9 protein-coding genes and 1 pseudogene are annotated in these 13052 nt (G+C 70.1%); all 10 read right to left on the bottom strand.

Translation table 11 applies throughout. From position 1 onward, the window contains the following. Positions 1-38: 38 nt before the first annotated feature. Positions 39-2146: pseudogene (locus tag AB0I10_RS13875) on the bottom strand (bifunctional diguanylate cyclase/phosphodiesterase). A gap of 156 nt (positions 2147-2302) precedes the next feature. Beyond that, the gene (gene ligA, locus AB0I10_RS13880) at positions 2303-4519 is read right to left on the bottom strand and encodes an NAD-dependent DNA ligase LigA (protein ID WP_363152652.1); all 2217 of its coding nucleotides are present in this window, start codon (positions 4517-4519) and stop codon (positions 2303-2305) included. A gap of 31 nt (positions 4520-4550) precedes the next feature. Further along, complete coding sequence (locus tag AB0I10_RS13885; protein ID WP_363152653.1) at positions 4551-5564, bottom strand: methionine synthase; 1014 nt, start codon at positions 5562-5564, stop codon at positions 4551-4553. Between the two features lie 204 nt (positions 5565-5768). Beyond that, positions 5769-7052 carry a transposase gene (locus tag AB0I10_RS13890; RefSeq protein ID WP_363152654.1) on the bottom strand — a complete coding sequence of 428 codons (1284 nt, stop codon included), beginning with the start codon at positions 7050-7052 and terminating at the stop codon, positions 5769-5771. Between the two features lie 155 nt (positions 7053-7207). Further along, positions 7208-7597, bottom strand: coding sequence for a MarR family transcriptional regulator (locus AB0I10_RS13895; protein ID WP_363152729.1), 390 nt, complete (start codon positions 7595-7597; stop codon positions 7208-7210). A gap of 136 nt (positions 7598-7733) precedes the next feature. Then, a complete protein-coding gene (locus tag AB0I10_RS13900; RefSeq protein WP_363152655.1) occupies positions 7734-8423 on the bottom strand; it encodes an SDR family oxidoreductase in 690 nt (229 codons plus the stop codon). 110 nt (positions 8424-8533) lie between these two features. After that, positions 8534-9076 (bottom strand): TIGR00730 family Rossman fold protein, encoded by a 543-nt coding sequence (locus AB0I10_RS13905; protein WP_363152656.1) that lies wholly within the window; start codon positions 9074-9076, stop codon positions 8534-8536. 100 nt (positions 9077-9176) lie between these two features. After that, a complete protein-coding gene (gene gdhA, locus AB0I10_RS13910; RefSeq protein ID WP_363152657.1) occupies positions 9177-10577 on the bottom strand; it encodes an NADP-specific glutamate dehydrogenase in 1401 nt (466 codons plus the stop codon). 496 nt (positions 10578-11073) lie between these two features. Next, positions 11074-11730 carry a hypothetical protein gene (locus AB0I10_RS13915; protein ID WP_363152658.1) on the bottom strand — a complete coding sequence of 219 codons (657 nt, stop codon included), beginning with the start codon at positions 11728-11730 and terminating at the stop codon, positions 11074-11076. Between the two features lie 119 nt (positions 11731-11849). Then, on the bottom strand, positions 11850-12851 hold the full coding sequence (locus AB0I10_RS13920; RefSeq protein WP_363152659.1) for a helix-turn-helix transcriptional regulator: 1002 nt from the start codon (positions 12849-12851) through the stop codon (positions 11850-11852). Positions 12852-13052 lie beyond the last annotated feature (201 nt).

Raw genomic sequence — 13052 nt, forward strand, 5'->3', positions numbered from 1 at the left:
GTCTTCGGAGCGGGGACACGGGACGGCCGGTGGCCGGGTCAGTTCAAGACCTGTCCCGAAGGGCTTTCGGCTGCCTTCTCCGCCGCCAGGGCGGCCGTCTCCGACTCGCGGTGCCAGCCATGCTCTCCGCGGGCGGTAGCCACGCCGTGGTTTCCTCCGGTGGCATCGCGGCGGCCACCAGCCAGCCCTGTACGGCATCACAGCCGAGGTCGCGCAGCCGCTCCCAGGTCTCGTCGTCCTCGACGCCCTCGGCGACGACCAGCAGACCGAGGGAGTGCGCGAGATCGAGGGTGCAGCGGACGATCTCGGCGTCCTCGTTGTCGACGGCCAGCCGCGCCACGAACGACCGGTCGATCTTGAGCTCGCTGACCGGGAGGCGGCGCAGATGGACGAGGGAGGAGTAGCCGGTGCCGAAGTCGTCGAGGGACATCTTCACGCCGTGCGCCGTGAGTCCCGCGAGGGTGTCGGCGGCCCGCTGCGGGTCCTCCAGGAGGACGTGTTCGGTTATCTCCAGCTGGAGGGCGCCCGGTGGGACCCGATGTCGGGCGAGGCGGGCGGCGACCGCGCCGGCGAAGCCCGGGGAGTGCACATCGCGCGGGGAGACATTGACGGCGACCGGCACCTCAAGGCCCATCCCGCGCCAGCGCGCCACCTGGGCGAGGGCGGTCTCCAGGACGTACTCGGTCAGCCGCGGCATCAGGCCGGAGGTCTCGGCGATGGCGATGAACTCGTCCGGTGGCACTCTGCCGCGGTCCGGATGGACCCACCGGACCAGTGCCTCCAGCCCGGCCACATGGCCGTCGAAGCCGACCTTGGGCTGGTAGTGCAGCTCGACGTCGCCGGCGTCCAGGGCGCGGCGCAGATCGCCCAACAGGCCCAGCCGGTCAGGGGTGTTGCCGTCCCGCTTCGCCTCGTAGAGCTCGACGCCGCTGCGGTCCCGCTTGGCCTGGTACATGGCCACATCGGCGCGGCGCAGCAGCCCTTCGGCGTCGAGGGCGTGGTCGGGGAAGACGGCGACCCCGGCGCTGGCTTCGAGGACGAGGGTGAGGCCGTCGAGGTCCAGCGGGGAGCCGAGGGCCGCGACGAGGTTGCGGGCGACCCGCTGGGAGCTGGTGAGGGAGTCGGTGGTCGGCAGGAGGACGGCGAACTCGTCGCCGCCGAGCCGGGCGGCCTCGGCGCCGCGCGGGAGTGCGTGCCGCAGGCGGTCGGCGATCTGCAGCAGCAGGCGGTCGCCGGCGAGGTGGCCGAGGGTGTCGTTGACCGAGCGGAAGCGGTCCAGGTCGATGAGGACGAGCGCGGAGCGGGCGCCGTCGCGCTCGGCCTCGTCCAGTGCGCTCCAGGTGCGCTCCAGCAGCCACTGGCGGTTGGGCAGGCCGGTGAGCGGGTCGCGCAGCTGCTCCTCGGCGCGGGCGCGGGCTATCCAGAGGGTGGAGTCCAGCGCGATGAGCGGTACCGCGAACAGCGGCAGTAGCAAGGGTGCGTGGACGGCGCAAACGGCGATCAGCGGGGAGATGCCGAGCAGGGCGATCCCGACGAGAACCTGCCGCACCAGGGCCGTCCGGGCGATGCTGGGCAGTCCGCCGGTGCGCGGGGCCAGGCTGAACCACAGCAGGGCGCGGCTGACGAGGAGGTAGCCGCCGGTCGCGGTGACGACTTCCGGGAGGACGGTGAGGTCCCAGGTGTCCGGGGTCCAGGGGTGGCGGACGCTGGAGACGACGCCGAACGCGGCGAGGCCGAGGGCCGCGGCGCCGATGCCGAGGATGTCCACGGCGCCGTGCACCACGGCCTGGCGCCAGCGGTGCCGGCGGGCGGCGCCGACGAGCACCACGACGGCCAGGCTGACCAGGACGGCGGCCACCCAGCCGTAGAGGAGCAGGACGGCGAGGGCGAGCGCGGCGCCGGAGCCCGTGCCGCCCCACCAGCGGTCCCGGCCGAGGGCGACCAAGTGGCCGACGATGACGCCGGTGAGGATCGCCAGCGCCCAGCCGACGGACCCGCCGGGGAAGAGCGCCTCCTGTTGGCCGAGAGTCCGGATCACACCCGTGGCGAGCGCGAGGCCCGCCACGGTGACGATGGCAGCGGGCACCGCGGGCACGACGAGCCGCCGGAGCCGCGACGCCGGAGCGGCGCTGTCGGTCGGTTTCATTCCGATCCCTCTCACAGCCGGCTGTGCCCGCGCCACGGCAGGCGCACCCCTCAACAGTAGGCCGCGGAAGGCCGCTACGGGCAGCGATCGGCGACGGTTGCCCGAATGCGAACTGGCCTCCCCGATCAATCTGGTATGCGCCGTTGGGGTGACGTCTCACTCCTCCTCAGGCGGCGTGACCGCGACCGCACGCGCCGCGTCGGGACCCTGTTCCAGCAGCACCGCGAAGCCGTCATCGTCCAGCACAGGGACCTTCAGTTGCATGGCCTTGTCGTACTTCGAACCAGGGTTGTCACCCACCACTACGAATCCGGTCTTCTTCGAAACGGATCCGGTCACCTTCGCTCCGAGTCCTTGGAGGGCCTCTTTCGCGCCATCTCTGGTGTGTGACTGAAGTGTGCCCGTCACCACAACGGTGACGCCTTCCAGAGGACGTGGGCCCGCTTCGCCCGTTTGCTCCTCTTCCATGCGGACGCCGGCCGCCCGCCAGCTCTCGATGATTTGCTGGTGCCACTCCTCGGCGAACCACTGCTTCAGCGACGCGGCGATGGTCCCTCCGACGCCGTCGACGGCGGCCAGCTCCTCCTCGCTCGCGTCCCGGATACGGTCCAGCGAGCGGAACTCCCGGGCCAGCGCCTCCGCGGCCACCGGGCCCACATGACGGATCGACAGCCCGGTGATGATCCGGGCCAGCGGTCGCTCCTTGGCGGCCTGGATGTTCTCCAGCATGGCGAGAGCGTTCTTCTTCGGCTCGCCCTTCTGGTTGGCGAAGAAGGTAACGACCTTCTCCTCACCGGTCTTCGGGTCGCGCTTGGGCAGCCCGGAGTCGGGGTCGAGGACATACGACTTGATGGGCAGCAGCTGCTCGATGGAGAGGCCGAAAAGGTCGCCCTCGTCCCTCAGCGGCGGCTCCGCGGGCTCCAGAGGTTGGCTGAGCGCAGTCGCTGCGACATAGCCGAAGTTCTCGATGTCCAGGCACTTGCGGCCGGCCAGATAGAACAGCCGCTCACGGATCTGGGCGGGGCAGCCGCGGGCGTTGGGGCACCGCAGGTCGATATCGCCTTCCTTGGCGGGCTGCAGCGCCGTACCGCACTCGGGGCACTCGGCCGGCATCACGAACTCCCGCTCGCTGCCGTCCCGCAGGTCGACGACCGGGCCCAGGATCTCCGGGATGACATCGCCCGCCTTGCGCAGCACCACGGTGTCGCCGATGAACACGCCCTTGGCCTTGACCACGTCCTGGTTGTGCAAGGTGGCGAACTCCACCTCGGAACCGGCGACCGTCACCGGCTGGACCACGGCATACGGCGTGACCCGTCCCGTACGGCCGACGCCGACGCGGATGTCCACCAGCTTGGTGTTGACCTCCTCCGGCGGGTACTTCCAGGCGATCGCCCACCGGGGAGCGCGCGAGGTCGAGCCCAGCCGCCCCTGGAGCGGGATCTCGTCCAGCTTGACGACCACACCGTCGATCTCGTGCTCGACGGCCGTGCGGCGGGTGTCGGGGTCGCCGTAGTGGGCGATGAACTCGCGTACCGCCGCGAGGGAGTCGACGACCTTGGCGTGCGCGGCCGTCGGCAGGCCCCATTCGCGCAGTATGTCGTAGGCCTGCGACTGGCGGTCGATGGCGAAGCCCTCGCGGGCGCCGGTGCCGTGCACGACCATGTGCAGCGGGCGGCTGGCGGTGATCTTGGGGTCCTTCTGGCGCAGCGAACCGGCCGCGGCGTTACGCGGGTTGGCGAACGGCGGCTTGCCGTCGGCCACCAGGCGTTCGTTGAGCTCCAGGAACTTCTCCATCGGGAAGTAGACCTCCCCCCGGACCTCGACCAGCTCCGGGATCCGGTCGCCCTTCAGGCGGTGCGGGATCTCGGCGATGGTGCGGACGTTGGGGGTGATGTCCTCGCCCGTGCGGCCGTCGCCGCGGGTGGCGGCGCGGGTCAGCCGGCCCCGCTCGTAGGTGAGGTTGACGGCGAGGCCGTCGACCTTCAGCTCGCACAGGAAGTGGTACCCGGCGCTCTTCGGATCGCCGCCCAGCTCCCCCGCCAGCCGCTCGGCCCAGGCCGCCAACTCGTCGTCGTCGAAGGCGTTGTCGAGGGAAAGCATCCGCTCGCGGTGCTCGACCTCGGTGAACTCCGTGGCATACGCCCCCGCGACCTTCTGCGTCGGCGAATCCGGGGTGCGCAGCTCCGGGTGTTCGTCCTCCAGCGCCTCCAGGGAGCGCAGCAGCTTGTCGAACTCCGCGTCGCTGACGACCGGGGCGTCCTTCACGTAATACCGGAAGCGATGCTCCTCGATCTGCTCAGCGAGCTGCGCGTGCTTCTCCCGCGCCGCGGCGGGCACCTTGGATACCGCTGCGTGCTGTTCGCCAGCCACCGTCTTGTCCTCCCGTGGTCCTTGAGTGCCGTCACTCAGGGTTGTCTGCGAGCGATCTCGCCGCCCGGACACAGTGCGCGAGGGCCGAACGGGCATAAGCGGGCGAAGCGCCCGCCAGCCCGCACGACGGGGTGACGACCACGGACTCGGCGAGAATCCCCGGTGTCAGCCCCAGCCTGCGCCACAGCGTCCTGACACCCATGACGCTACCGGCAGGGTCTGACAATCGGCCGTCCACGCCGGGCACCACGCCCGCGAACAGCGCCGTACCGCCCTCGACGGCCTCGCCGATCGCCTCCTCCTCACGCTCGGTGAGCAGCGCGAAATCGAACGAGATGCCCGCGGCGCCGGCCCGCCGCAGCAGCCCGAACGGCACTCCGGGCGCGCACGAGTGGACGATGACGGGCCCGCCCTCCGCGACACCGACAAGATCGCGCAGCGCGCCCTCGACGACGGCCCGGTCCACCGCCCGGTGGGTGCGGTAGCCGCTCGCGGACTTCACCCGGCCTTGGAGCACCGCCGTCAGCGACGGCTCGTCGAGCTGCAGCACGACCTGGGCGCCGGGCACCCGCCGCCGGACGTCCGCGAGGTGGCCGCGCAGCCCCTCCGCCAGGGACGCCGCAAGATCCCGGCAGGCACCGGGGTCGCTGAGGGCGGCCTCGCCGTTACGCAGCTCCAGGGAGGCGGCGAGCGTCCACGGGCCGACCGCCGAGACCTTCAGCGGCCCCTCGTACCCCTGGGTGAACTCCTCCAGGGCGTCGAGGTCTTCGCCGAGCCAGGCGCGGGCGCGCCGGGTGTCGCGCCCCGGCCGATCGCTGATCCGCCAGCCGCTCGGCTCCACATGGGCGTAGACCTCGACGAGCATCCCGATGGTCCGCCCGATCATGTCGGCGCCGGGGCCGCGGGCCGGCAGTTCCGACAGATACGGGAAGGCCTCCAGCGACCCGGTGACGGTCTTCGCCGCTTCCCGCGCGTCACCGCCCGGCATCGACCCGATCCCGGTCGCCGCGCCCGCGGGCCATTTCTGCGTGCTGTTCTCGCTCACCCAGGAAGGGTATGCGGCGGGGCGGAAGGGGGAGTACTGGGCGAGGCGGGTGCCCCGTCACGCCCAGCCCCGTACATCCTCACGCCCGAGCCCGCATGCGGTGCGCGCCGGACTCCCGGGCAGCGCGCCCGCGCAACGAGAGCGCGCGGCGAAGGCCAGGACTTGACGATTCTCGACCAGCTGAAGCAGGGCGATTCCCTTCGGCTACCCGTGGGCGGCCGGGAGGGCTTCACGCGTCCGCCTCCCGCGCTGGGCGGGGACTCGCACCGTGCAGGTGCTGCGCGTGCTGTTGGTGACCGAGCCACCCGTCCGGCGGGCTCGGGCCTCGATTTCGATCGAGGCATTGTGGTCGGCGTCGTCTTCGTGTCCGCAGTGGACGCAGGAGAACATCCGGCCACATCCCTGGCGGGATTCGGGGTCGACCTTGCCACAGGCGGCGCACGTCTGGGAGGTGTGGAACGCCGGTACCGCGGCCAGCTTCGAGCCGTACATACGGCACTTGTACTCAAGCTGCCGCCGACGCTCGCCTGGAGCGTTGTCCAGGATGCTGCGGTTAAGGCCCGCTTTCTGTCGGACCTTCGCGGCCGGGCGCTCGATGGTGCCCTTCGCGCTCTTGGTCATGTTCTTCACGCGCAGGTCCTCGATGCCGATCATGCCGTGGTTTTTGGCGAGGTCGGTGGTGAGCTTGTGCGTGAAGTCGGCGCGCCGGTTAGCCTGCCGTGTCTTGAGCCCTGCGATCTGGGCGATCGTCTTCCGCAGTCGGTTGCCGTATCGGCCGCCTGCGTGCTTCTTGGCGTAGGTGATCTGCCGGGCCTTGCGCTGCTCCAGGAACCGCAGCCGGGCCTTCTCACTCTTGGTCAGGGTGGGTGGCATCCGGCGCGCTGTGGTTTCGGTGGAGACGTACGCCGACGCCGCTACGCCGAAGTCCACCCCGCACTCGGGCTTACCGTTGGGGGCATCGGGCTTGCGGCCGGTGTGCACGCCGAATGAGATGTGCCAACCATTTCCGTCCCGGGACACAGTGGCGTTACGGATCGTGCCGCCGACAGCTCGGGAGAGCCGGAACTTGACCCACCCGAGCTTTGGGAGCCGGACCTCGGCCCAGTGCCGGTTCAGCTTCCGCACCGAGACCGCCTGACCAGGAAACGACACAGACAGCCGACGGCCACGCTTCTTGAACGAGGGGAAACCGGCCGAATGATCCGGATTCCAGAAATTCGCATACGCAGCATCCAAATGCCGCACCACCTGTTGAGCCGACTGCGCGGCAAGATCAGCGACCCAGTCCAGCTCGCATCGTGCCTGGGTGAGATGCACGCCCTGCGAGGCCAGGTTGAGCGTCTTCCCGCGCTGCTCGTAGGCGTAGATCCGCTGATGCAGAGCCATATTCCACAAAGCCCGGCAGGTATGCCCCCACGCCGTCAGCCGAGCCTCAACCTCGACCGTGGCATACAGCCGGTACCGACGCCCCCTATCGGCCTTCGACATGCGGAACACACCTCCCCCAAGCAGTGCGGAATCCAGTGATTATTTTATCGGCTCATCCCGACCCAAGTGACCTGATCACGGCAGTAGCGGCTTTTCAACGCGCTGCGATGGCGCTCCACGCCCCAGGGCCTCGTTTCCGCTGCTGCCGTCGGTGGCTACTCGCCCCGGCCCAGCGCCTTCAACAGGTCATCGCGCAGCGCCGCCCGCTCCTCGTGCGAAAGATGATCCAGCGGCGATTCCGTACCCATCCGCCGCAGCAGATCGAGCCGCAACTCCCGCCCCGCCTCGGTCAGTACGAGCTGCTTGGCCCGACCGTCCAGGGGGTGCGGCTGCCGGACGACCATGCCCTGTTTCTCCAGCTTGGAGATGACATAGGTGACGTTGGGCGGCTCGCAGCACAGCACCCCGGCCAGCTCCCGCGCCGTCTTCGGCTCGCCGAGCTCCTCCAGCGCCTTCGCCTGGGTCGGCGTCAGATCGAGCTCGGCGATGCGGCTGCGCTGATGGGCGTCCAGCCGGCGGCTCAGCTCGGTGACGAGCCCCCGGATCTCCCGGAACCCGCACCCCGCCGCCGCGGTCGACTTCGCTTCAGTGGTCACCCATGCAGCGTACGTCGCCGCGGCGGAAACCCGGGGGCGTCCAGGGCCGGCCCTCAGGGTCCGCACCGGGACGCCCCCTACGGGCTCAGCGCCCCGGCCGCACCGACACATCGTTGATCTCCGCGTCCCGCGGCAGATCGATGGCGGCGAGCACGGTCGTGGCGACCGACTCCGGGTCGATCCAGCGGGACGCGTCGTACTCCTTGCCCTCCTGCCGGTGGGTGCTCTCCTGCATGGGCGTGGCCGTACGCCCCGGGTAGACCGACGTCACGCGGACGCCGTTGCCGTGCTCCTCCGCCCGGAGGGAGTCGGCCAGCGCCTTCAGGCCGTGCTTGCTCGCGGCGTACGCGCTCCACTGGGCGTGCGCGGTGAGCCCCGCACCGGAGTTGACGAAGACGACATGCCCCTTGGCGGCCCGCACCTGCGGCAGCAGCAGCCGGGTGAGCTCGGCGGGCGAGACGAGATTGGCGGCGAGCTGCCGCTGCCACGACTTGGCCGACAGGTCACCGACCGCGCCGAGCTCGATGACACCCGCGATGTGCTGCAGCGAATCGATACGGTCCGGCAGCGGCTGCTGGTCGAACGCCCAGGAGAGCCTCTCGGGAGTGGCGAGGTCCCCCACGATCGTGCGGGCGCCGGGGAACTCCGCGGCCAACTCCTTCGCCCGGCCCGCGTCCCGCGCCAGCAGCCACAGGTCCTCCCCGCGCTCCGCCAGCCGCCGTGCGACCGCCGCTCCGATTCCCGACCCTGCGCCCGTGATCAAGTGCGTACCCATGAGGCCGATCCTAACGAGCGCGTTGACCCGAACCGGGGCGATGGGGGAACCTCCCACGCCCTCAAGGCGTGGGGGAGGGAGCTTCCGGATGCCTTGCGGGGTTCGCCGGCTCAGCCCTGCGCGCCGGCCCTCTCCTCCAGGTAGGCGAGCGCGCCGACACCGTCCTCCGCGAAGAAGACCAGGTCAGTGAGCGGCAGCGGCAGGAAGCCCTCGGTATCCATCCGCTGGAACTGTTCCTTCAACCCGTCGTAGAAACCGGCGGTGTTCAGCAGCACCACCGGCTTGGTGTGCATCCCGTGCTTGCGCAGTTCCAGGATCTCGGTGGCCTCGTCCAGCGTGCCCGTACCGCCGACCATGATGACGATGGCGTCGGCGCGCGCGAGCATCTGCGCCTTCCGTTCGGCCAGATCCTTGGTGACGACCATCTCATCCGCACCCTCGCGCGCCTTCTGCGCCAGGAACTCCACGGAGACACCGATCAGCTTCCCGCCGGCCTCCTGCACGCCGTCGGCCATGACCTTCATCAGACCGGTGTCGGAACCGCCCCACACCAGCGAGTGGCCACCCTTGCCGATCAGCTCCGCGAACCGGCGGGCGGGGGTGACATAGCGGTCGTGGAGGTCGGCAGCGGAACAGAAGACACAGATGTTCATGCAGTTCACCTTACGAGGCGGCGGGGTGGCGGAGTGGCGGCGCGGCCGTGTCGACGCCCCGAACGCCCCTCGCAGCGCTCCCCCGCCCCTCCTGCCCGGTTCAGATCAGCCCCTGATCCAGCATCGCGTCCGCGACCCGCTCGAACCCCGCGATGTTCGCGCCCGCAACATAGTCGCCGGGCAGGCCGTACCGTTCGGCCGTCTCGTAACAGGTGTCATGGATCCCGCGCATGATCGCCGCGAGCTCGCTCTCCGTACGCTCGAAGGACCATGCCTCGCGCGACGAGTTCTGCCGCATCTCCAGCGAACTGGTCGCCACACCACCCGCGTTGGCCGCCTTCCCGGGACCGAAGGCCACACCGGCACCCTTCAGGACGGCCACCGCCTCCGGAGTCGTCGGCATGTTCGCGCCCTCGGACACCGCCCGGACGCCGTTACGGATCAGGACCCGGGCGGCGTCCGCGTCCAGCTCGTTCTGCGTCGCCGACGGCAGCGCCACATCGCAGGCGACATCCCACACCCGCCCGCCCGGCACATACCTGGCCGACACCCCGCGCCGCTCGGCGTACTCGCTGATCCGGCCGCGCTCGACCTCCTTGATCTGCTTCAGCAGCGGCAGGTCGATGCCCTTCTCGTCGACGACATAGCCGCCGGAGTCCGAGCAGCTCAGGACGCTGGCGCCGAGCGCCTGGGCCTTCTCGATCGTGTAGATGGCGACATTGCCGGAGCCGGAGACCACGACCCGCTGCCCGTCGAGCTCCTCGCCGCGCCGCTTGAGCATCTGCTCGGTGAACAGCACATTGCCGTATCCGGTGGCCTCCGTACGGGCCTTGGAGCCGCCCCAGGCGACGCCCTTGCCGGTCAGCACCCCGGCCTCCCAGCGATTGGTGATCCGCCGGTACTGGCCGAAGAGATAGCCGATCTCGCGGCCGCCGACGCCGATGTCGCCCGCCGGGACGTCCGTGTGCTCACCCAGATGCCGGTGCAGTTCCGTCATGAACGACTGGCAGAACCGCATCACTTCGGCGTCCGACCGGCCGTGCGGGTCGAAATCGCTGCCGCCCTTGCCGCCGCCGATGTTCAGGCCGGTCAGGGAATTCTTGAAGATCTGCTCGAAGCCGAGGAACTTCACGATCCCCAGATTCACCGATGCGTGGAAACGCAGCCCGCCCTTGTACGGGCCGAGCGCGCTGTTGAACTCCACCCGGAAGCCCCGGTTGACGTGAGTCGCCCCGGAATCGTCCTGCCACGGGACCCGGAACATGATCTGCCGCTCCGGCTCGCACAGCCGCTCCAGGATCTTCGCCTCGACGAACTCCGGGCGGGCGGCCAGCACGGGGGCCAGCGTCTCCAGCACCTCCAGAGCAGCCTGATGGAATTCCGGCTCCCCCGGATTCCGCCGGACCAGCTCCGTGTGCAGGGACGCCGGCCCGGCCGGCTGGACACCGGGCTTGACCTTGACCTCGGCCTCGGCCTGAACCTCGGTCTGACCAATCGACATAGCTTCCGTTCCCTTCGTGGCCGGCGGAAAGCCGTCTGCGGTCCGGATCGCGGCACGTCCCCGGACCTCGGCACAGCGGCCTCTGACCCCCGTCGCTCCGTCGAGCCTATTTGCCGCCCGCCGCTGCCCTCGGCTGCGGACGACTACGGACCGAACAAAACGTCAGACCGTCACCACTCCGTCAACTCCCCCCGCTACGGGCCCTACTGGCCCGTGCGCCCCACGCCCCAGGTCACAGGGCCCGGGGGCCGACCACCCGCGCTCGCACGCCGTCCTTCACGGCCTGTGCGTCACCTCACAGCGGGCTCACTCTCGCCTCATCCTCAGCCGATTGACGCTCGCCCGTCATCTCCGCCGTGAACGAAGCAATCAGCGGTGAGTGGCGGTCGACGCGTGGGGGCATCCGGGCCTCGCCGGTGTGTCCGGCGCTGAGCATCCGCGCATGGCAGTGCCCCCGTACTCATACAGGGCACGGGGGCACGGACACACGGACATATCAGTGCTGCTGTGCCTTGTGGCGGCGGAACACCAGGTAGCCACCGGCCGCGACGAGCACGGCGGCCCCCGCGGACAGCAGGCCGACGGGCGCGCCGTTACCGGTCTCGGCGAGATCGCCGCCGCCCGGTGCGGACGGTGACGACGAGGGGGAGGAAGCCGGCGATGCCGGGGCGGCGCCCGCCGGGGCGGACGACTCGGCGGACGGCTTGGCGGGCGACGACGGCTTGTTGCCGCCCGGCTGGGTGTCGTCCTCGCAGTCGGTCCAGAAGACCTTGTGCTTGGCCCGGCCGTGCTCGCCGTCGAAGGTCCAGAACAGTTTGTAGTGACCGTCGGGCAGGGACTGGTCCTGCGTACGGCCATGCCCCGCACCGTCGAGCGTCAGCGAACCGGACTTCACGGTCTCGCCCTTGACGTCAGCGGTCGGGGCCCAGGCCTCGATGTGCCAGTCGACCTGCTGGCCGCCATCGAAACCGAAGGCGTCGAGATAGAAGGTGCATACGTGGGGCTCGTTCTTGCGCAGCTCCTCACGGGTCGTGGCGTCGTGGATCTTCACGGTGCCGTTGTCGCCGGGGGCGGTGGCATAAGCGGAGGGGGTGAGCAGCAGGGCCACGGTAACGGCGGCCGTGAGCGTACCTGCGGAAACAAGCGGGCGCATGGGCAGTCCAACTGTGAAAGAGGAGGGTTGCCATGGGGGGCGGCTCAGCTTCCTGCGGCCTCAGGCGACCGTCAAGGCGCGCCAAATCGCTTACGCCACTTAGAGATTCGTTCGCCCCATTAGTCCCGCATAACGATTGGGGACGGGGGCGGGGATGCGGACGGGGATGCGGACGGGGACGCGGATGCGGATGTGGATGCGGACGGGAACGGGAACGGGGGCTCCTTCGGCTCCTTCGGCTCCTGCGGCTCCTGCGGCTCCCGTCCCCACTCGGGCCGGTCGCCTGGCGCGCCGGGCAGAACCTGGCCCGGCATCCCGGCCAGCTCCTGGAGGGTCTTCGTGGTGAACTCGTCGAGGGGGTAGAACAGCTCGATCGCCAGCTCCGACAGCGTGACATCGGCCGGAGCGCCGAACGTGGCCATGGTGCTGAACATCGACAGTTCGCCCTGTGGCGTGCGGACTCTCAGGGGCACCTGCACCGGGCCCGGCCGCGCTGCCGGGACACCGGCCCCGGCCGTCGGCTCTTCGTCCGCCGGGGCGGGGTACCGGCACACCTCCTCGTACAGCGCGCGCAGTTCCGCATCCCCGGTGGCGTTGACCTGGCGCAGCAGACGTTCGAGGAAGAGCGGTCGGACCTCGCCGTGATTGGCCAGCCGCGAGGACAGCCCGTCGGGATGCAGGGCCAGCCGGTACACATTCGGCTGCGGCTCCAGCAGATGCGACGGTATGCCGTCCATCAGTACGGACATGGCCCGGTTGCCGGTCAGTACGTTCCAGCAGCGGTCGACCACGACGGCGGGGTACGGCTCGTGCGCCGTGAGCATCATGTCGAGCGCGGACCGGACCGACGCCATGTCCTCGTCGTCGAGACTGCTCTCCCGGTACGCAGGTGCGTAATCCGCGGCCACCAGCAAGGTGTTGCGCTCGCGCAGTGGGACGTCCAGTGCGGCGGACAGGCGGAGCACCATCGTCCGGCTCGGACGCGCGCGGCCGGTCTCCACACAGGACAGATGCCGCGCGGAGCTGTCCGCCAGGAGGGCGAGTTCGAGCTGGCTGAGCCTGCGCCGCCGGCGCCACTCCCGTAGCAGGGCACCCACCCGAGACGGCTGCTTCGCATCCATGCCGGGGAGCATAACCGCCCGTTGATCACAGCAGCCATGACCTCAGAGGTCATTGAGTCCATGCCCTTCGCGATGCCACGGTCTCCCCAGACAAGGCCGGAGCACGGCCGGCCCCGGGCCGGACCAGGCCCGTTCAGACATGGTTCAGGCCGGTTCAGTCCCAGTTCAGGCCCGGTTCAGGACCCGGCCCCACTGATCAAG

The sequence above is a fragment of the Streptomyces sp. NPDC050636 genome (assembly GCF_040654775.1).
Taxonomy (GTDB): domain Bacteria; phylum Actinomycetota; class Actinomycetes; order Streptomycetales; family Streptomycetaceae; genus Streptomyces.

What these genes read in the sequence shown, in the direction of transcription:
- AB0I10_RS13920 (WP_363152659.1), bottom strand. Translation starts at nt 12,851, where the DNA reads ATGGATGCGAAGCAGCCGTCTCGGGTGGGTGCCCTGCTACGGGAGTGG.
- AB0I10_RS13905 (WP_363152656.1), bottom strand. Translation starts at nt 9,076, where the DNA reads ATGAACATCTGTGTCTTCTGTTCCGCTGCCGACCTCCACGACCGCTAT.
- AB0I10_RS13915 (WP_363152658.1), bottom strand. Translation starts at nt 11,730, where the DNA reads ATGCGCCCGCTTGTTTCCGCAGGTACGCTCACGGCCGCCGTTACCGTG.
- gdhA (WP_363152657.1), bottom strand. Translation starts at nt 10,577, where the DNA reads ATGTCGATTGGTCAGACCGAGGTTCAGGCCGAGGCCGAGGTCAAGGTC.
- AB0I10_RS13900 (WP_363152655.1), bottom strand. Translation starts at nt 8,423, where the DNA reads ATGGGTACGCACTTGATCACGGGCGCAGGGTCGGGAATCGGAGCGGCG.
- AB0I10_RS13890 (WP_363152654.1), bottom strand. Translation starts at nt 7,052, where the DNA reads ATGTCGAAGGCCGATAGGGGGCGTCGGTACCGGCTGTATGCCACGGTC.